Consider the following 20,394-nt stretch of genomic DNA (forward strand, 5'->3'; position numbering starts at 1 on the left):
TTTTTTATGGCTTTAATGGCGCGTTACACTTGCCGCCAACCGTCGATTCGCGTAAAACTGTCTGCCGTTATTGAAGCCTTTTTACACTCTTCTGGACATTATGTTTCAAGATAACCCGCTGCTCGCGCAGCTAAAACAGCAACTTCACTCTCAGACGCCGCGTGTCGAAGGCGTGGTCAAAGGTACTGAGAAAGGGTTTGGCTTCCTTGAAGTCGATGCTCAAAAAAGCTATTTCATCCCGCCGCCCTTTATGAAAAAAGTGATGCACGGCGACAGGATTGCCGCCGTGGTGCGCACGGAGAAAGAGCGGGAGATAGCCGAGCCGGAAACCCTCATTGAACCTTCCCTGTCGCGCTTTGTCGGCCGGGTGCAGTTCAAGGATGACCGCCTGTCCATCGTGCCCGACCATCCGCTGATCAAAGAAGTGATCCCTTGCCGTCCGGTGCGCAACGTAGAGCATGAATTCAAAACCGGGGACTGGGCGGTGGCGGAAATGCGCCGCCATCCGCTAAAAGGCGATCGGCATTTTTATGCTGAGATTACCCATCTGGTCACTACCGGCGACAATCATTTCGCCCCCTGGTGGGTGACGCTGGCCCGCCACAATCTCGAACGCGAAGCGCCGGCCATGGTGGACGGACTGACCCTGCAGGATGATAACCTGGTGCGCGAGGATTTGACCGCCCTGGATTTCATCACCATCGACAGCGCCAGCACCGAAGATATGGATGACGCCCTGCATGTGGCGGCCGGTGAAGGGGATACGCTGGTGCTGACCATCGCCATCGCCGATCCCACCGCCTATGTTCAGGCCGGCAGCCCGCTGGACAACATAGCCCGGGATCGGGCGTTTACCAATTATCTGCCGGGATTCAATATCCCGATGCTGCCGCGCATTCTCTCCGATGACATCTGTTCGCTGCATGCCCATGAACGCCGCCCGGCCCTGGTTTGCCGGGTTACGGTCAATGCGGACGGCTCGCTGGCGGACAAACCCAACTTTTTCGCCGCGTGGATTGAGTCAAAAGCCAAGCTGGTTTATGACCAGGTCTCCGACTGGCTGGAAGACGCCGGCGACTGGCAGCCGGAAAACGAGGCAGTGGCCCAACAGATTCGTCTGTTGCAGCGCCTGAGCCTGGCCCGGGCCGCCTGGCGCCAGTCCAATGCCCTGGTGTTCAAGGATCGCCCCGACTACCGCTTCGTGCTGGACGATAAAGGCGATGTGCTGGATATCCAGGTAGAGCCGCGCCGTATCGCCAATCGGATGGTGGAAGAAGCCATGATCACGGCGAATATTTGCGCGGCGCGGGTCTTGCGGGACGGCCTGGGTTACGGCGTTTATAACGTGCACCACGGTTTTGATGAAACTCTGGTGGAACAGGCGGTCACCGTACTGGCCAACAATAATATCCAGGCCGACGCCGCCACATTGATGACGCTGGAAGGTTTTTGCGCGCTGCGGCGCCGGCTGGACGCCCTGCCCACCTCATATCTCGACAGCCGCATCCGCCGTTTCCAGACCTTCGCTGAAATCAGCGTCGAACCGGGCCCGCATTTCGGCCTGGGCCTGGATGCCTATGCCACCTGGACTTCGCCTATCCGCAAGTACGGCGATATGGTTAATCATCGCCTGCTGAAGGGATTACTGGGCCAGGGCACCCCCGCCCGCCCGACGGAAGACGTCATGCTGCGCCTGGCGGAGCGCCGCCGCTTGAACCGCATGGCGGAACGGGATGTCGGCGATTGGCTTTATGCCCGTTATCTCAAGGACAAAGCCGGCAACGGCACGCGCTATGCGGCGGAGATCATTGATATCTCCCGCGGCGGCATGCGGGTTCGCCTGTTGGAGAACGGCGCGGTGGCCTTTGTCCCGGCGCCTTTTATCCACAGCGTGCGCGATGAACTGGTGTGCAGCCAGGATACCGGCACCGTGCAGGTGAAAGGCGAAGAGCGCTACCGCCAGGGGGACAGCATTGAGGTCACCCTTGAGGAAGTGCGCCAGGAAACACGATCGGTGATTGCGCGGCCGGTTTAAGAGCATCTTTGAAAAGTGGGAATGATATGGAAGTATCATTCCCTTTCTTAACTCCGTACGCCTTAACGGCACCGTTTCAACATCCTGCTGAAGCATTTAGTGCATTTTATACTACTCTATTATATTTCCCCTGGAGTGCGATCTTTGGATAAGCCGCTCCATTTAACGTTTGTATCGAACCCTTGCGTCCATTCAAAAACGGGGCTCCGCCTATCGGCGTTTATCCTCGCTGCGTTTGTCTCCGACCTGCTAAACTTACCAAAATTATTGATATTTTTGAAGACTATCTGACTCAAGGATTTATTTAAAATGACATCGTCATCCAGTCTGTTTTCATTATAAATGGTAACATCAAAATTAAAGTATCTCTAGAATTTTCAAATATAACCTTTTCCAATAACTCTGGCCCCGTGTTATTCAGCGTGAGCGAAAATCTTGCATTTCCAGTAGCTCTTTTACCATGCCACATCGCATTAATAAATTCATAATTTTCATTTGACTCATCAGATAAAATTGAATTTTTAGTTTCTGGAACAGCTACTTCTTTGAAATCCTCCATTAGCTTTATAATTGAAGCCGTGTTATTGAACATGCCGCTGTTTGGATTATGTGTTGTTTCTAAATACGGGTAAATTGCTTCATCCAGCATTTTATTAATAAATACAGAATCCTTCACGGAGGCTAAAAAATCATTGTTAAGAAGTGAATAAACTTCATTGTTTTTTATAATATACATAAAGTGAAAAAGGAAATCTGCTTTATAATCTTTATTGTCACTTTGCGAAACCAAATCGCCCAAAGGTTCTTTTAATACAACATATACATCCATATATAGGCCGCCAAATGTTTTTAGTAGATAATATCGCAATATATCCGAGGCCGCAGGTAGGTTAGCATATCGGGTTTTAACGTTCTCTCTGGCTATGGCCGATTGTATATGATAGGGGGGGCAGGCTTCAAAAATTTTATCTTTGAAATGATGGCCATCGAATAACCAATATTGATTAATTCACTGACGGCAAGACCATTGTCATGGGTACTATCGATAGGGTTCCCTTGGGAAATCATGTAATCAGGATTATTAGAGGGAGTTAATAAAAACATATAAAAATCCTTTATTAATTAGAATTTAATTGCTTAGATATATGGATTATTGTGGCAGTTTAAGTAATGCATAACGAACTCCTTATATGATAAAGAGTGTTATTTTTCCGCCCGCAGAGTAACGATAATTTTGCCTTTATTCCAGCGCCAATTATCCATGCTCAACTCAAGATTTAACAGCAATACAACCTATTCCTTAAGTGAAATAATTATATATGATATTGAAAAATGTCTTTATTCAATCATGATTCGGAAAATTCTTTTTTTAGTTTATTCAGGAATACCCATCTGCCCTCTGCATCAATATCCTTTATCCAGATATAGCCGGGTTGTGTTTCATCTATACTACCGTAGATATTACTATCATTCATAGTTAAGGTGCTAAGCTTTTGGTTTAGATCATAAAAATCATTACTGTCAGCTTGAGTGTCGTGGCTCAAACTTATTGTAATCCCCTTAGACTCAAAATATCTAAAGAAAAGTCTAGGACCTGTCAGATACACAGTGAGATTAGACCTAAACAATGAGTTGGTCTTTTTTAGATCCCATATGACGTCGTTATAATCGAATATTTTATTTTCCATGTGGATAAAGCCTTGCGAGTGACGGTTTTCTTTTTCTAAGTTCATACCTGTTTCAAATATTTTTCTAGAAACATACCTAATAAAATCTGTACTGTTTAAAGAACCCGATGACTCTCGATTATTTGTTGCCCTATAAGGGGCCATAGCTTCATATAATAGTTCGCTTGCAGAAAACGAGTTTTTTACCGACGCCATCACTGCGTTTCCATAAGTTAACAAATTTCTATTATTCTTATAGTTACAGGTTATTTGCATCAAAAAATCTGACATAGGGACTCTATCATAACTTTGAGATTTAATTTCTCCCAATGGTTTTTTTAAGGCCACGTCCACATCCAGATATAATCCCCCTTCGCTAAACATAATGTATAAACGCAATATATCAGATGCTGCCGCATAATTTGCAAATTGTGTATGATCGCCCTCTCTGTTAATGATTGACTGAATAATATATGGCGGATTTGGCTCGATAAATTCCACTTTAGAAAATAATGCGGTGGAATAACCGGCATCTATTAGCTGAGTTCTGATTTTTGCCGAATTTTCCACCCAGACTTTCACTGTATAATCTGGATTTTCGGCAGCGCTATTTATTATATTGGACACGGCGAAAGTGGGTAACGGAGATTGCCCCAGCCAAATATAATGAAGTATTTTTGGGATTTTATGGGAAATCGGGTTCTCACTGAAATCCAGCTTAAGCAAGGGGTGGCCGATGAAAGGTAACTCCCTGAACATATTGTTTGTGAGATCCAGCTCTTCCAACGTAGATGGCATTACACAAAGCTGCTCCAGCCGATTATGACTGGCGTCTATTTTTTTTACGCCATTCGGTATTTCAGGCAGTGTTATCAGCGCATTACGGCTCACATTCAGCTCTTCGATACCAGCCGGCAAAACGGGTATTTCCGTCAGATCCAGTTCGCTAAGGTCTAAAATCGACCCTCCTTGAATGACACACTCTTTCATTATTTCCACCGCCTGTGCTCTACGCTCTCCTATCACGCCCGCTGTGTTGTGTTGCCAAACATCCCATATATTGAATATTTTATTAAAATAGAGGGTATCGGTGTTTTGTGCATAGGCGGGGTTAAAATAATTTAAACCAGAGATTGAATTATACATAGAGATAACCATTATATTTTAATTGAGTCAATTTTTATCAATGCGGATGGTGGTGATTTATTGGCGCAGGTAACAAGCTTATTCGCCTCTCCCGCAGGTAAGCGCTGACAATTTTCAAATGAAAATTAATATATTTAGAGGAGTAGATAGCATCTTAGCTCATTTATTCCGCGAGCGAATTCTGTCCCATTTAGAAATGTCCTGCAATCGCTTTAAGACGGGATCAGCTAAAAATGCAAAAAACCCCGCGGAGGGGTTTTCTGTGGTTCAACTATCTTCGTACTTCTAGCGTTCAATGGCCTGCGATTTCAATTCTGCCTGCGCAAGTGCGGCGACCTCTCCTTTTCTCACCCGCTTGGAATAGAGCGCGGTGATAATCGGCACCAGAATGGAGGTGACGATAACCGACGTGGCCACCAGCGCGGTGGCGGCCGGCGCCATGGGTTTGAACGCCGGGATCATCTCGGCTATCAGCACCGGCGTGGCCACTGCGGCGCCGGCGGAGCTGGAGGCGGCGATACCCGCCGTGCCGTCGCCGCCGCCGATGTATTTATCCGCGAGGATCAACGGAATGCCGGTAACGATAATCACGCCGATACCCAGCAAAATCCCCAGCAGCCCGGTTTGGGCGATAACGTTAAGATTAATGGTATTGCCCAGCGCGAAGGCGAAGAAAGGAATCAGGGTCTGTACCGCCTTGCTGAAGAAGTCCCGCAGCTCGGGATCCAGGTTGCCCAAGGCAAATCCAATCAGAAACGGCAATACCGCGCCGACGAACACATGAGGTTCAAACGAGGCGATGCCGGCGGTGCCCAGAATAATCATGGTCATTAGCGGGCCGGATTCCAGCGACATCAAAACAAAGGCGCCGGATTCCTCCTTGGTGCCGTATTGCTGCATGATGGACGCGTAGAGGCCGCCGTTGGTCATATCCATGGAGGCTACCAGCGCCAGGGTGGACAAGCCGGCAAAAAAGCCGATTTCCACGCCATTGGCCGGCAGCAGCCTTGACGCCACCGCAGCCACCACCCAGGCAACGGCGATTTTGGTCACCACCAGGGTACCGGATTTACGCAGCACGGTGCCGGTGGCGCTGAGCTTGATGGAGGCCCCCATACAGAAAAACCAGACCGCCAGGATAGGGACGGTGCCGGAAATCAAACCATTAGTGAAGGAGCCGAAATATTTACCCGAATCGGGTGCAAATGTATGACACAGCGCGCCGATGAAGAGCGGCACCAGCATCATGCCACCAGGGATTTTGTCAATTGCACGTTTGATTTGCATCTGGATTCCACCTAAGTTCGAATTATCATCCATCTTTGGTACGGAGCCGCCCCGTGGACGCTCCGTGCATTGATAAGATCGGTTAGGCGCTACGTTAGCCATTTACATCTTGTCATACAGTGATCTGCGACATAAAAATGAAACGTTGTTTCTTTTTTATAAACAGATCATTTTAACTAAATGGGCATTGGGTTTTGAAATGAGATCCAAATCACATTCCCAAAGCGGTAACAGGGTACGACACCAGTAAAAAGATTGAGGTTTTCAGGATTCAAACATTCATCAGGAAGGGAAAAGAGTGGAATAAAAACCCGCCGGCGCATTCTGTCGCGGTTATGTTGAACGCACGCCTGTAGAGCTTTACATGACGCCGGCAGATCGGCATAACCGGCGCCACAGAGCCATTATCGTGAGTTTTTGCTATTGTCCGTAATAAGCGTTTTTACCGTGTTTACGTAAATAATGCTTGTCCAGCAATTCCGATTGCATCGGCGGCAAATCGGGCGTCAATTGGCGGGAGAATATGCCCATATAGGCAAGCTCTTCCAAGACCACCGCGTTGTGGACCGCATTATCGGCATCGCTGCCCCAGGCGAAGGGACCGTGTGAATTTACCAGCACCGCGGGAACCGCCTCGGGATCAATACCGCGGGAGACGAAGGTATCCACAATAACCTTGCCGGTTTCCCATTCATAGCGGCCCTGTATTTCCGCGGGCGTCATCAGCCGGGTACAGGGAACGGCGCCATAAAAATAGTCGGCATGGGTGGTGCCCCAGGCAGGAATGTCTTGTCCGGCCTGCGCCCAGATAGTGGCATGGCGCGAATGGGTATGGACGATACCGCCGATGCCGGCAAAATCCAGATACAGCACCCGATGGGTGTCGGTGTCGGAAGAGGGTTTTTTCTGTCCTTCCACCACCCGCCCGGTTTCCAATTCCACTACCACCATATCTTCCCGGGTCATCTCTTCGTAACTGACGCCGGAAGGCTTAATCACCATCAATCCCTGTGGGCGGTCCACCGCGCTGACATTTCCCCAGGTAAAGGTCACCAGGTGATGGCGCGGCAAAGCAAGGTTGGCCGCCAGGACCTGTTCTTTCAATTCGGTAAGCATCGTTAAGTCCTCTTGAACGCTAGAGGACATTGTCCCGGCAGCCAGAAGCAACCGCTATGGCCTAATCGGCTAAAGATCCGCCCTACTTCTGCTATTGACCGTTTTTCGCGACCGTGGGCATGCCGAGGCGAGCCAGGAGAGCAGGCAGATATATTATTGTTAATCCGGGCTAAACAAGCGGAACGTACTATAATTATTAACTAGCAATCAATAACAACAGCAATCTATGGAGAAATTGATGATGATGAAATATTCAACCAAACGTATTACCGCGGCCGCCGTGGCGATCGCCCTGGTTGTTACCCTAAGTGCGTGTGAAACGAGACGTGGGCGTAACACCGCCATCGGTGCCGGCGTCGGCGCGGTGGGCGGCGCGGTTCTTACCAATGGCAGCGCTTTGGGTACCTTAGGCGGCGCGGCGGTTGGCGGCGTTGTCGGCCATCAGGTGCATTAAGCCGGTCCCGCCGGCGTTAACCTGCACGGTTAACCGCCGGCCAGTTTGACTTTCAGTCCCTTGGCTTCCAGGAGCTGTTTCAACAGTTCCCGTTTATCACCCTGTATTTCAATCACGCCCTCCTTCACCGACCCGCCGCAGCCGCACTTTTTCTTCAGCTCCGCCGCCAGCGCCGCCAGCGCATTATCATCTACATCCAGGCCGCTAATCAGACAAACGCCTTTTCCCTTGCGTCCGCTGGTCTGGCGCTGAATCCGCACCACGCCATCACCCTTGGGACGGGCTACCGGCCGGGACGGCTCGGTTATCCGCCCGCTCTCGGTGGAATAGACCACACGGCTGTTATTGTCCATCGTTTCCTCCCACGTCGCGCAATGACATCAAGATGCCTTGCAGCGTTGCGGCCGGGTCCTGTGAACGGGTAATAGGACGCCCGATCACCATATAATCCACCCCGGCCCGCAGGGCTTCCACCGGCGTCAGGACCCGACGCTGATCGCCGGCGTCGCTGCCTTCCGGCCGGATACCGGGGGTGACCAGCAGAAATTCAGCGCCGAATCGCTGTTTAAACACAGCGGCTTCCCGCGCGGAACAGACCACGCCGTCCAGCCCGCAGCGCCGGGCCAGGTCCGCCAGTCGTCCGGCATACTCAAAAGCCCCGTATGGAATGCCCAGGGCCGTTAAATCTTCATCCGCCATGCTGGTAAGCAGCGTTACGGCGATAAGTCTAGGCGCTTGGGCACCGAACGGGGCAAGGGCCTCTTTCGCCGCCGCCATCATCCGTTCCCCGCCGCCGGCGTGCACATTCACCATCCACACGCCCAGCTCCGCCGCCGCGGACACGGCCTTGGCGACGGTATTGGGAATATCATGAAATTTCAGGTCGAGGAAAATATCGAAGCCCAGCCGCTGCAGATCGCGAACGAAATCCGGGCCGAAGCGGGTAAACATCTCTTTTCCGATTTTCAGCCGGCACTCATTGGGGGAAACCCTATGGGCAAAGGCCAGAGCCTCGGAACGGGAGGCATAGTCCAACGCCACGATGATGGGTGAGGAAAATCCCGGCGGCACAGACGACTGGAAGTCGCGGGTCATGAGGGTACCTTTTGATGGGAAGGCTGGCGGTGCCGGCGCGGCGGTTGACATTCGCCGCCGATAAAATAACCTGCGCACAGCGCCAGTTTAATGGATGCGGAGTATTTTACCTGCCGGCAAGAAAAAAGCCCAGCGCCGGCAAACGAGAGCGTTGGAGATGATAACCGTTCTTCGTCTGCAAGATTGCAGCCGGTATTACCCATACCCGTGATGCGGTAAACTCATCCTCACCTTCACGGCTTGTCACGGATTACTGTTCGTCAAGGCCGCGGATGGGTTTGATGGAGGCCCAGGATTTACAGGAGGGACAATGCCAGTACAGGCTGTGGGAGGTGAATCCGCACTTATTGCAGCGGTAACGGGGCTTGGTCCGGATCTGTTCCCCCACCATATCCCGCAGCACCTGCAGACTCTCTTTGGCCCGTCCGTCTTCCGCTTCGTTCAGATGGAAATCCATCAGACGGTGGAACATCCTCATCGTGGGATGCTGGCGCAGCTGCTGATTGATATAAAGCTGGGCGTTTTCCGTGCCGTCGTTTTGTTCGATAACATCCGCCAGCAGCAGCTCCGCCGCCGCGCCGGTGTTCATTTCAACGCAGCGGGTGAGAAATTCGGCCCAGGCCTCAGGCTTTTCGAGATGCTGATAGCAGGTTTGCAAAATAGGCAAAGTCTCGCTGACCATCTCCTTGTCCTGATCCAGCACCCGCTGCAGGGCGGCCACCGCGGCAGGGTAGTCCTGACGCGCCATAAAAATGCGCCCCATCATGATCGAGACGCGGGAGCAGTTCTTATCGGCCGCCGCGCCCTTTTTCAACTGCGCCATCGCCTTGTCCAGATCGTCGCTGCCCATGGCCTGCAGCGCCAGCTCGCAATAAAAATGGGCAATTTCAATCCGCAGAGGCTCTTTGCCCAGCTTCACCAGCTTTTCCGCTATCTCGATTGCCTTGTTCCAATCGCTGGTGTCCTGGTAAATCTGCAGCAGCTGCTGCAACGCCCCGGTGCGAAAATCATCTTCGTCCACCAGCTGGCTGAACATTTCCTCGGCGCGATCGTAGAAACCGGCGGCCATATAGTCACGGCCCAATTGCTGGGTGGCCAGCAACCGCTGCTCGAAACTCAGCGCGGTACTCTCCATTAACGCCTGGTGAATACGGATGGCCCGATCCACCTCCCCCCGGGATCGAAACAGGTTCCCCAGCGTAAGATGGGCCTCGACGGCGTTGCTGTCCTCCTTGAGCATGTCAAGAAACAGGTCCACCGCTTTGTCCTGCTGATTGGACAGCAAAAAATTAACCCCTGCCACATACTCGCGGGAGAGGCGATTGGCGTCCTGTTGCTTATCCTGCTGCGCGCTTCTGCGCCCCATGTACCAACCGTAAGCGGCAGCCACGGGCAACAACAGAAACAGCAGTTCTAACATAACGCGTTATTCCTTACTGACAGCGGGCGCGGTAGCGACGGGCGCCGCGCTGTTAACCGGCGCCGGCTGCTGTTCCAGCCGTTTGACCCGGCGCTCCGCCCGCATCAGGGCGAAACGGACGCGCAGATAAAACAAACCGCAAACGGCCCAGCCCAGGATAAAACCCAGTGCGAATATCCAGGTCAACAAGGTGGAAACCCGATATTGCCCCTCTGCCAGCAAGTAGTTAAAGGTGACGATTTGATCGTTATGCGCCCCAAAGGTGACGGAAATAATAAAAATCACCAGAACCAGCAAAAATATCAGTACATATTTCACATGATTTCCTGCAACTGCGTTATTTAAATGGATTACACCGGTATACCGGTACCCAGAGCCTATAAATTAGCATTTCCCGCGTTACGAAGGAAATCCCGCAGACAACTTAACTGCATTATCTGCTGCCCACCGGGTTGAATCCGGGGCCGATGGTTAAAATCACCGCGTTTTGCCGCCCCTCATGAAACGGTCATCGCCGCCCTGCAGCCCCTTGTCTCTTGTTATTTATTCAGTTATGCATAAAAATGATGCCACCGTATGGCGAGTCTGGGGACGCCGCATGTCTAAGCAAGACGAACAGCGATTATTGGTTAAAATCGCCACGCTTTATTATACCGAAAATCAAAAACAAGCGGATATCGCCGCCGCGTTGCATTTGTCACAATCTTTCGTTTCCCGGGCCATCACCCGTTGCATCAAAGAAGGGGTGGTTAAAATCAGCGTGGTACAGCCGCCCAATATGTTTATGGGGCTGGAGTCGGCCATCCAGCGGCGTTACGGCATCGACCAGGCCATTGTGGTGGATGTGCCGGATGATGCCGAACCTCAGCAGATCAAACAGGCCATCGGTTCCGCCGCCGCCCATTATATGCAGACCAGCATCCGCCCGAACGATCTGGTGGGTATTTCCTCCTGGAGCAGCACCCTGCGGGAAATGGTGGATAATCTGCATCCGCTGGCGGTCAAGGCCAGCGGCGTTATCCAGCTCCTCGGGGGCGTGGGTCCCAACGGCAATGTCCAGGCCACACTATTGACCCAACTGCTGGCGGACCAGCTGAACTGCCCGGCCTATCTGCTGCCGGCGCAAAGCATCGAACGCTCGGTTGAGGATCGGCTACGGCTTATCAACAGCAGCGAGGTGGCCGATGTCGTGGCCAAATTCAGCGAAGTGGACGTCGCGCTGGTGGGTATCGGCGCGCTGGAACCTTCGCAGTTGCTAATGAATTCCGGCAACTATTACCACGAAAAAATGCTCAGGCTGCTGGCGCAGCGCGGCGCCGTGGGGGATATCTGCCTGCATTATTTCAACAGCAAAGGCGAAGCGGTGCTGGCGGACGAAGAAGACCCGGTGATCGGCATGCCGCTGCCCCAGGTGCGTGAATGCGAACGGGTAGTGGCCCTGGCGGGGGGACATGAAAAAGTCGCGGCCATCAAGGGCGCCCTGGAAGGCCGCTATATCGATGTGCTGATCACCGACCGGCTGGTGGGTGAAAAGCTCATCTCGCTCCCCTAGCATCCCACAGCGCGGTAGGCCCGCACCCACCGATCGCGCAGCGAACATGTTAAAGGGAGACCGTGCTGATGGGGTCGAAGCGGGCGTGGTTTTACCGCCCGCCGGAGCACCCCACAGCGCGGTAAGCCCGCCATCACCGATCGCGCAGCGAACATGTTAAAGGGAGATCGTGCTGATGGGGTCGAAGCGGGCGTGGTTTTACCGCCCGCCGGAGCGCCCCACAGCGCGGTAAGCCCGCCATCACCGATCGCGCAGCGAACGTGTTAAAGGGAGACCGTGCTGATGGGGTCGAAGCGGGCGTGGTTTTACCGCCCGCCGGAGCGCCCCACAGCGCGGTAAGCCCGCTATCACCGATCGCGCAGCGAACATGTTAAAGGGAGACCGTGCCAGCCGATCGTACATTACGCCTTGGCATGCCAATAACACTCAATCCCCAAATATTTGGTAAACGCCTCATGCAGCACCGCCGCGGTAGCGGAATGGTTCATAGCCACATGATGCTCAAAGCCCTGCTCGCAAATATACCGCAGCAGCGGCTCCATGGCGGGGATCTGCACCACCGCGCGGCAGCCCACGGTATCCAGCGGGTCGTCCACCACCGTCCCCTCGCCCACATAGGCCCGCACCTTGCCGGTAAAATCGTCCGACGACAGCCGGAAATACGTAAGCGGACCGGCCTTCATCCGGCCGTGCACCGCGCCGCAGGTATTCTCGCACCCCACCGTAGTACCGATAATATCCGCCGTACCCATCACCGGACTTTCCAGGCTTTCAGCGGGGAAATTACCGCAATGGAACAACACGCATTTATCCTGCTCATCGCCGAAATTGTTATTCCAGTCGGCGATGGACGCCGGCGACAGCGAGCAGCTGGCCAGCGCATACATGGACAGCGCGCCCATCACATCCACCTCGCAGGCGCTGGGCATCAGCTGACCGGACATCACGCTCATGATAGAACAGACATTAATACCCAGATTTTCCTGCAGCGAGGTCCAGCACTGAATAGCGGTCGTATCAATATCGTTAGCCAGTACCCATTCGCTAATCACCACAAACAGTTTCGCCATGGTATGCAGCTTCTGGGCCGGGATAGCGGCGGTATCGGCGTTATCCTTCAGCAGCGCCAGCTTTTCATCCACCCGCAAATCATTGTCGCTCAACCGGCCGACCCGGGTAAAAATCTCCGATAAATCCAGCGTCTCCACCGACACGCCCATACGCTCCAGCAGCTTTTCGCTGTAACGCACCGTATTAAAGGCGGCGGGCCGGGCGCCGATAGCGCCGATGCGCACGCCTTTCATAGCGTGCACCAGCCGGCAAAGCTGGGTAAACCGCTGTAAATCCCGCGAAAAGTCCTCGCCCGCCACCGCGCAGACATGGCGGCTGGTGAGCGTAAAGGGGATACCGCACTGGCGCAGATTATTACACAGGGAAATTTTGCCGCAGAAACTGTCGCGCCGGGTCGCCAACCCCATTTTATCCAGGCTGTCCTGCTCCGCCTGCACCAACACCGGCACGGTTAATCCCGACAGGCGAACGGCGTCTGCCACGGCTTTTTCATCGCCGAAATTAGGCAGCAGTATCACCACGCCGTTAATCTCGTCGCGATGGCGGTGAAACAGTTCAGCGCAGGCTTTGGCGTCCTGCCAGGTTTCCACCCCGCCCAGCTTGCTCTGGTTTTCATCCAGGATAACCGTCTTGATGCCCAATTGCTCAAACACCTGCGCCGCATCGCGCCGCGCCTCGGTGACCAGATAGCTGGGGAAAAAGCCCCGATTGCCGACGATCACGCCGAAGGTTAATTGTTGTAGAATTTTTCTCGACATTACTTCACTCCCGGTAGGGTTGTTCTGCTTGATAACGGGCCCGTGCTACGGCCGTTTGCCAATTTTTATAATTGTCTTGCATCTCCGCGGTCTCGGCCCGGGGTTCGATATACTCCACTTCCCTCGGCAAGACCGCGATATCCTCGTTGGTCCACCAGCCCAGGGTTTTGCCCGCCAGATAAGCGGCGCCCAGGGCAGACACTTCGGCGTTGAGATTGCGAATCAGCCGCCGCTGCAGCAAATCGGCCTGAAACTGCATCAGCCAGGCATTCTGCGTAGCGCCGCCGTCTACCCGCAGCGCCGGCAACGACCGTCCCGCGGCGCGCTCCATGGCAAAAAACACATCGGCAATCTGGTACGCGATGGACTCAAGGCCGGCGCGCGCCAGCACCGCGGGCGTGGCGGCGTCGGTCAACCCGCAGATCAATCCGCGCGCCCGGCTGTCCCAATAAGGCGCCCCCAGCCCGGACAAGGCCGGGACAAAATAGACGCCCTGATTACCCGCCTGGCTCAACGCCATGGCGGAGAGTTCCGCCAGAGAGGATATCCCCAGCAGGCGCGCCACCCAGGCCAGCCCGGAGCCGGTATGGGTGATATTGCCTTCCAGCGCGTAGCACAGCCGGCCGTCATGCCAGGCCACGGTGGTGCTCAGGCCCGTTGCCGGCGCACCGATGTTCTCCAGCGCCATCATCAGGGATGAGCCGGTGCCGTAGGTGGCTTTCACATCGCCGGCCTGATTGCCGCCCTGGCCGTATAACGCCGCGTGGGAATCGCCGATTAACGACGCCACGGGAATCTCTCCCGCCAGTCCCGGCACCCGGCCGGCCAGGGTATAGCCCTGTACCGCCGCCGAGGGCCGCACCTGTGGCAAGCAGGCGGCGGGCACGGAAAACAGCTGCAGCAGCGCGTCGTCCCAGCGGCCTTCACGGATATTAAACAATTGGGTGCGGGCGGCATTGGCATAGTCGGTGACAAAGGCCCGTCCGCCGGTGAGCTGCCAGTTAAGCCAGCAATCAAGGGTACCCACGCACAGCTCTCCCCGGCCGGCGCGGGCAAAACCGTCCGGTAGCGCCGCCAGCAGGCCGCGGATTTTCGCGGCGGGGAATAACGGATCGATGGGCAGCCCGGTAAGGTGATAAATCATTTCCCCACGGCCGTCCTCATGGAGCCGGCGGCAAAAGTCCTCGGATCGGCGACATTGCCAGCTGACGATGGGCGTCAACGGCCGTCCGCCGGCGCGCTCCCATACCAATACCGACTCCCGCTGATTGCTGATGGCCACCGCCGCCACCTGAACGTCGCCGAGGGCGGACAGGCAACCCGCGATAGCCTGGCAAACACCTTGCCAGACCGCGTCGGGATCCTGCTCCGCCCAGCCCGGCCGCGGATGAATCAGGGCCAAGGGCACCGCCGCTTTAGACAGAACCCGGCCTTCGGCATCGACAGCAATGGCCTTGGCATTGGTGGTGCCCTCGTCAATAGCCAGAATGATGGGCGTGGCCATGGTCAGTTCCCCCGGCAAACGCGCAAGGCGGTATTGACTACGCCCTGAGCATCGAAACCGTGGTGGGCGCGGGTGGCGGCGCGATCCGCCGCAATGGCGTACTCGCCGTCGCCGATGCCCAGCCGCACCAGGGGAATAGCGCAGCCCGCTTCCGCCAGCACTTCGGCCACCAGGCTGCCCACGCCGCCGTTAATGTTATGTTCTTCGATGCTAATCACATGTTTACTCTTTGTTAATAAGGAGAGTAGCTGACGAGTATCGCACGGGCGAATGGAGGATATATTGATGACCGCGGCAGAAACGCCCTGCTCATCCAGAATCCGGGCGGCATCCACCGCTTCATGTACCGTTGATCCCATCGCTACCAGCGCCACGTCTTCGCCATGGCGCATCACATCGATTTGACCGGGTTTGAACCGGTAGGTCTCGTCATGCAGGGCGGGCAAGGCTTTGCCATCCAGCCGGATATACACCGGCCCGACATAGGCGAGGGCATAATCGATGATTTGGCGGCATTCTTCCGGCGACGACGGCGCAAAAATCTGGATATTGCCGAAACCGCGCATGATGGCGATATCGTCAATACTGTGATGGGTGCTGGCCAGGGGCCCGTAACTGGCGCCGGCGTTCAGGCCGAACAGTTTCACATTGCAATTGTTGTAGCAAACGTCCACTTTTACCTGCTCGTTGGCGCGGGAGATCAAAAACGGCGCCGCATTGCAGGTGACGGCGATTTTGCCGCCGATGGACAGGCCCACCGCCGTACCCACCATGGTTTGTTCCGCAATGCCCACGTTCACGATGCGGTCGGGAAAACGGGCGATGAACGGGCCTATTTTGGCGGTGGAGGTGGAATCGGCCAATACCGGCACCACGTCCAGGCCGTTATCCACCGCTTTGATCAGCTGTTCCACCATGACGCTGGCTAAATGTTCTGCATTACTCATCTTTGAGTTCCTCCAATGCCAGGGTGATTTCATCGCCTTTAAATACCCGGTGATGCCATTCGGCCCGCCCCTGGGTAAAGGAGATGCCGGCGCCCTTTTCCGTGTTGGCGATCACCACGTTCGGTTTGCCGTTGGACGGCAAGTTTTCCAGCGTGTCCACCACCGATTGCATATCGTTACCGGCGCACTCGGTGACATTCAGGCCGAACGCCCGCCATTTATCCCCCAGGGGATCGGTATTCATAATGGACCGGGTGGATCCCGCCAGCTGAAGCTTGTTCTTATCGTTGATGATCACCAGGTTATCGAGGCCGTAATGGGCGGATACCAGCGCGGCTTCCCAATTACTGCCCTCAGCCAGTTCGCCGTCGCCGGTGAGCGCGAAGACCCGGCGCGGACTGTTATCCCGTTTTGCCGCCAGCGCGATACCCACCGCCACCGGCAGCCCGTGCCCCAGCGCGCCGGTATTCAATTCAATGCCGGGGGTCTTATGGCGCACCGGATGGCCCGGTAGATGGGAATTGGCATGTTGGTACGTGGGTAGCCAGTCGAGGGGGAAATAGCCCGCTTCCGCCAGACAGCAGTAATACCCCCCCACGCCATGGCCTTTCGACTGGATATAGATATCCCGTTCGGGGTCATCGAGCCGGTCCGGCGCGCAGTTCAGCAGGCGGAAATAGAGCGCGGTGAGAATTTCCACCTCGGAGAGATCGGCGCCGGTATGGCCTCCCGCCGGACTGCCTGCATTCAGCTGCACGATGCGGCGGCGGATATGCCGCGCCTTGGTCACCAGATCATCGATGGACAATGAATAAGGATTCATCATATTACCTCTTGATTATCAATTTATTGCCCATGTGAATTTTTATCCATATGGGAATATTTATTCATGCGTGGCGTAAAAAACTTCCCGCCGCCCCCATCCCTTCGGGCAAATCCCCCTCGTCTCGCCGTTTTGTCGCTGCCTCCCAGCCCTCGTTACGGCATCATCGTAAACGGCACGGGAACGGGGGTTACTCGGTGGCGGCCTCTTCTTTGACGATCTTTTGCGAGACGATGGCCGCCTTATGCTGCATCCGGTTTTGCATTTGATCGATAATGACCGCCACGATAATCACCATCCCTTTGATGACCATCTGCCAGAATTCACTAACCCCCATCATTACCAGGCCGTCCGCCAGGATGCCGATAACAAAGGCGCCGATAAGGGTGCCGACAATGGTCCCGCGCCCGCCGGCCAGCGACGTCCCTCCTAATACCACCGCCGCGATGGCATTCATTTCAAATGACGTACCGGTGGCCGGATGGCTGGCCACCAGCTGCGAGGTCACCACAATGCCCGCTACCGCGGCGCACAGGCCGGAAATGGTATAAACCCAGATTTTTACCTGCTTCACCTTGATACCGGACAGCTCCGCCGCCCGTTCGTTATCGCCGATGGCGTAAACATGGCGGCCAAACGGCAGGCGGCGCGCAATATAGGCAATGATCAATGCCAGCACGAACATCAGCCAGATACAGTAAGGCACCCCCAGCAGCGAACCGGAACCGATGAAATCAAAACCGGTATTGCCAAGCCGCGGGTTGCCGTCCAGGCCGGGGAAGGTCTCGCCGTTGGACAGCAGCATCGCCGCGCCCCGCACGATATACATGGTGCCCAGGGTGCAGATAAAAGGCGCCACGTTATAGCGGGTGATGATCCAGCCGTTAACGGCGCCGATAAGCCCGCCGAGCACCAGAACCGCCGGCACGATGACCCAGACGCTGGGGAAGATGGCGATGCCGAACATCGGCAACACAATGCCGTGGGTGATCATCCAACCGGCGAACATGCCGCACAGGCCAAGGGTGGCGCCGATGGACAGATCGATGCCGGCGGTGATGATGACAAAGGTGATGCCCAGCGCCAAAAAAGCATTGATGGAGATATGCTTCAACATAATAAGAATGCTTTCCGTGGCCAGGAAGCCGGACACGGTAAAGGTGAAAAAGCCTAAAATCAAAAACAGCGCGATAAAAGTGCGTAGCTTAAGCAGGAGCAGCAGAATATTTTCCCGCGACCGGAATGACCGGCTGGCCGTAAGAGGCGCTAACGCGGCGGTATTGATTGCTTTCATATCAGAATCCTTTTGCACTCGCCGTGACCAATGCCGATTCCTGGGCGGACTGACGCTCCACGTTCGCCGTCAATTTCCCGTTCGACATCACCAGAATACGGTCGGAGACCGCCATGATTTCTTTTAAATCCGAGGTGGAAAACAGAATGCCGATCCCCTGTTCCGACAGGGCCACCATCATTTCAAACACATCCGCCTTGGCGCCCACGTCAATGCCGCGGGTGGGTTCGTCCAGCAGCAGCAGCTTCGGATCGGTGAGCAGCGAACGGCCAATCACCACCTTTTGCTGATTGCCGCCGCTCAGGGCCTGGATTTCCACGTCCGGCGAAGAGACCTTGATGGACAGGTTGCCGATGGTGGACGCCACCACCCGCTCTTCATCCCGGCGCATGATGCTGATACCGTTTTGCAGTCGCCGCCACAGGCTGGAGATGGTCAGGTTCACCGCTACCGAGGAGGCGGGAAAAATGCCCGATTTTTTGCGATCCTCCGGCACCAGGGTCATGCCGAGCTTGATGCGGTTGGCGGTGGACATACCGGTGGAGATGGGTAAATCCCCCAGCCAGATTTTGCCCAGGTAGTTTTTTTCGGTGCCCAGCAGGCACTCGAACAGTTCGGTACGACCGGCTCCCATCAGGCCGTAGATGCCGACGATTTCGCCGGCGCGCACGGTAAAGGTCACATCGTTCACCACCGGATGACCGGCATCGTTGACGCAGGTGATATGGTCCGCCTGCAATACCGGCAAGCCGAATTGGCGGCCGGGCTTGAGAAAAGTTGTGACAGGGTCACCGCCAAGCATCTCCCGCACGATCCAGGGCACGTCGATTTCCCCCACCACCGCCTCGGCCTGAAAGCGCCCGTCGCGCAGAATCGTAATGTAATCGCCGATGGCCATCAGCTCCTCCAGGCGATGGGAGATATAGATAATGGATACGCCCTGGCGGGTCAGCTCGCGAATTACCCGAAACAGCACGTCCACTTCGTTTTTACTGAGGGCCGAGGTGGGCTCGTCAAGGATCAGGATATCCGCCCGCTCCGCCAGCGCCTTGGCTATCTCTATCATTTGCTGCTGGCCGACCTTGAGATTGGACACCAGCTCACGGGGAGAGATGGGCTGATCCAGCCGTGCCATCAGTTCGGCGGCCACCCGCTCCTGTTCAGCCTGATTAATGGGCCACAGGCCGGTTTGCTGTTCGCGGCCGAGGAAGATGTTTTCCGCCACATTGAGGTTTTCCGACAGGTTCAGTTCCTGATGCACCATGCCGATGCCTTTCGCCGCCGCCTCGCGGGTATTGCCAAAGCTCACCCGCTCGCCATTGAGCAGGATTTCGCCGGCGGTGGGCTGTTGCACGCCCGCCAGCACGTTCATCAGGGTGGATTTACCGGCGCCGTTCTCGCCGATTATCACATTCACTTTGCCGCGATAGACGTTGTAATTTACGTTGTCCAACGCCAGGGTGCCCGGATACATCATGGTGATGCCTTGAGCGCGCAGCACCACCTCAGGTTTATCGCTCATTGACTCGCCCCCCGCTTGATATCCAGCGCCACGCCGTCATCGATACTCCCATGGCTCAGGGTAAACGCCGCCAGCACGTCCACCGGCTGTCCGACCCAGCTTGGGTCAATGGCCGGCAGGCCGCCCAGCGCCTGTTTATTCAACGCCCTGGACACCTGGGCGAACTGCACCTGGTTTTTGAAATCCTCAAAATGGATAAACCCGGCGGCATCACGTACCGCGTTACCCTTGATGACGGGTCCCAATTGCAGCAGCACGGTATCGCCGTTGACGTTCAAGGTCAGTTTGCGTTCCATGCCGTCGGCATCCACCGCGCCGACCTTGGCGGAAAATTTACTGTAGACGCTTTTGGTGTCGGTACCGGCCAGTTTTTCCTGCGCTTGCTTCAGCGCCGGCCAATCCAGCGCCTGGCTGCGGGCGGCGGGCAGTATTTTTGGTCCCCAGAATTCCTGGGCTATCTGCTGCGGCGTCTGGTTGGAATAATCCGGACCCGCCGTGGGATCCGCCGGAATAATCGGCTTACCGTCGCTGCCCAGTTTGACCACGTCGCAGGCGGACAGCAGTAACAGGGCCAGGGCCCAGGTGGCCAGTTTTTTGCCTGTGCCCGGATTGCCCAATGTGGCCTCTTTGCCCAATATGCGTAATACGCTGAGTTGCATACCCTCTCCTGTTTTGAAGGGGCCGCGCGGCCCCTTCCGGTACG

General features: G+C 55.3%; 18 protein-coding genes. 3 read left to right on the forward strand and 15 right to left on the reverse strand.

From position 1 onward, the window contains the following. Positions 1-100 precede the first annotated feature (100 nt). Entirely contained in the window at positions 101-2,035 is a 1,935-nt protein-coding gene (locus ACL2XJ_RS22515) for an exoribonuclease II (RefSeq protein ID WP_413724550.1), read from the forward strand. A gap of 304 nt (positions 2,036-2,339) precedes the next feature. Here ACL2XJ_RS22515 and ACL2XJ_RS22520 read toward each other — a convergent pair whose 3' ends face one another. The 4 genes from ACL2XJ_RS22520 to araD all read right to left on the reverse strand — a co-directional run bounded on the left by ACL2XJ_RS22520 (position 2,340) and on the right by araD (position 7,251). After that, positions 2,340-3,044 (reverse strand): glycosyltransferase, encoded by a 705-nt coding sequence (locus tag ACL2XJ_RS22520; RefSeq protein ID WP_413726945.1) that lies wholly within the window; start codon positions 3,042-3,044, stop codon positions 2,340-2,342. A 337-nt stretch (positions 3,045-3,381) separates the two neighbouring features. Beyond that, complete coding sequence (locus tag ACL2XJ_RS22525) at positions 3,382-4,848, reverse strand: TcdA/TcdB catalytic glycosyltransferase domain-containing protein (protein ID WP_413724551.1); 1,467 nt, start codon at positions 4,846-4,848, stop codon at positions 3,382-3,384. 285 nt (positions 4,849-5,133) lie between these two features. Then, positions 5,134-6,135, reverse strand: coding sequence for a 2-keto-3-deoxygluconate transporter (gene kdgT, locus ACL2XJ_RS22530; RefSeq protein WP_413724552.1), 1,002 nt, complete (start codon positions 6,133-6,135; stop codon positions 5,134-5,136). A 420-nt stretch (positions 6,136-6,555) separates the two neighbouring features. Beyond that, positions 6,556-7,251, reverse strand: a complete 696-nt coding sequence (gene araD / locus ACL2XJ_RS22535) for an L-ribulose-5-phosphate 4-epimerase (RefSeq protein WP_413724553.1) — start codon at positions 7,249-7,251, stop codon at positions 6,556-6,558. A 244-nt stretch (positions 7,252-7,495) separates the two neighbouring features. On the opposite strand from araD, the gene ACL2XJ_RS22540 reads away from it, so the two are divergent. Beyond that, a complete protein-coding gene (locus tag ACL2XJ_RS22540) occupies positions 7,496-7,705 on the forward strand; it encodes a glycine zipper 2TM domain-containing protein (RefSeq protein ID WP_132927732.1) in 210 nt (69 codons plus the stop codon). A 29-nt stretch (positions 7,706-7,734) separates the two neighbouring features. Here the strand turns inward: ACL2XJ_RS22540 and yciH are convergent, their stop codons facing one another. From yciH to ACL2XJ_RS22560, 4 genes are all read right to left on the reverse strand, one after another. Next, positions 7,735-8,058, reverse strand: coding sequence for a stress response translation initiation inhibitor YciH (gene yciH, locus ACL2XJ_RS22545; RefSeq protein ID WP_132921434.1), 324 nt, complete (start codon positions 8,056-8,058; stop codon positions 7,735-7,737). Then, a complete protein-coding gene (gene pyrF / locus ACL2XJ_RS22550; RefSeq protein WP_413724554.1) occupies positions 8,048-8,800 on the reverse strand; it encodes an orotidine-5'-phosphate decarboxylase in 753 nt (250 codons plus the stop codon). Before pyrF ends, yciH begins: the two co-directional genes overlap by 11 nt. Before the next feature lie 250 nt (positions 8,801-9,050). Continuing rightward, positions 9,051-10,220 (reverse strand): lipopolysaccharide assembly protein LapB, encoded by a 1,170-nt coding sequence (gene lapB, locus ACL2XJ_RS22555; protein ID WP_203521306.1) that lies wholly within the window; start codon positions 10,218-10,220, stop codon positions 9,051-9,053. Positions 10,221-10,226: 6 nt separating this feature from the next. Continuing rightward, positions 10,227-10,538: a LapA family protein gene (locus ACL2XJ_RS22560; RefSeq protein WP_132921431.1), complete on the reverse strand. Its 312-nt coding sequence runs from the start codon at positions 10,536-10,538 to the stop codon at positions 10,227-10,229. A gap of 280 nt (positions 10,539-10,818) precedes the next feature. Between ACL2XJ_RS22560 and ACL2XJ_RS22565 the strand changes: the two genes are divergently transcribed. Next, the gene (locus ACL2XJ_RS22565) at positions 10,819-11,772 is read left to right on the forward strand and encodes a sugar-binding transcriptional regulator (RefSeq protein WP_203521305.1); all 954 of its coding nucleotides are present in this window, start codon (positions 10,819-10,821) and stop codon (positions 11,770-11,772) included. A gap of 401 nt (positions 11,773-12,173) precedes the next feature. On the opposite strand, the gene ACL2XJ_RS22570 is transcribed toward ACL2XJ_RS22565, so the two are convergent. From ACL2XJ_RS22570 to ACL2XJ_RS22600, 7 genes are all read right to left on the reverse strand, one after another. After that, the gene (locus ACL2XJ_RS22570) at positions 12,174-13,601 is read right to left on the reverse strand and encodes an L-fucose/L-arabinose isomerase family protein (protein WP_413724555.1); all 1,428 of its coding nucleotides are present in this window, start codon (positions 13,599-13,601) and stop codon (positions 12,174-12,176) included. 4 nt (positions 13,602-13,605) lie between these two features. Then, positions 13,606-15,105, reverse strand: a complete 1,500-nt coding sequence (locus ACL2XJ_RS22575) for an FGGY family carbohydrate kinase (RefSeq protein WP_413724556.1) — start codon at positions 15,103-15,105, stop codon at positions 13,606-13,608. A 2-nt stretch (positions 15,106-15,107) separates the two neighbouring features. Further along, complete coding sequence (locus ACL2XJ_RS22580; RefSeq protein ID WP_413724557.1) at positions 15,108-16,052, reverse strand: transketolase family protein; 945 nt, start codon at positions 16,050-16,052, stop codon at positions 15,108-15,110. Further along, positions 16,045-16,875 carry a transketolase gene (locus tag ACL2XJ_RS22585; protein WP_413726946.1) on the reverse strand — a complete coding sequence of 277 codons (831 nt, stop codon included), beginning with the start codon at positions 16,873-16,875 and terminating at the stop codon, positions 16,045-16,047. Before ACL2XJ_RS22585 ends, ACL2XJ_RS22580 begins: the two co-directional genes overlap by 8 nt. 190 nt (positions 16,876-17,065) lie before the next feature. Continuing rightward, positions 17,066-18,169 carry an ABC transporter permease gene (locus ACL2XJ_RS22590; RefSeq protein WP_132921426.1) on the reverse strand — a complete coding sequence of 368 codons (1,104 nt, stop codon included), beginning with the start codon at positions 18,167-18,169 and terminating at the stop codon, positions 17,066-17,068. A 1-nt stretch (position 18,170) separates the two neighbouring features. Further along, entirely contained in the window at positions 18,171-19,691 is a 1,521-nt protein-coding gene (locus tag ACL2XJ_RS22595) for a sugar ABC transporter ATP-binding protein (protein ID WP_132921425.1), read from the reverse strand. After that, positions 19,688-20,350 (reverse strand): DUF2291 family protein, encoded by a 663-nt coding sequence (locus ACL2XJ_RS22600; protein ID WP_413724558.1) that lies wholly within the window; start codon positions 20,348-20,350, stop codon positions 19,688-19,690. The genes ACL2XJ_RS22595 and ACL2XJ_RS22600 overlap by 4 nt, the downstream gene beginning before the upstream one ends. Positions 20,351-20,394: the final 44 nt, after the last annotated feature.

The organism is Sodalis sp. RH16 (genome assembly GCF_047324245.1).
Classification (GTDB): domain Bacteria; phylum Pseudomonadota; class Gammaproteobacteria; order Enterobacterales; family Enterobacteriaceae; genus Acerihabitans; species Acerihabitans ligni.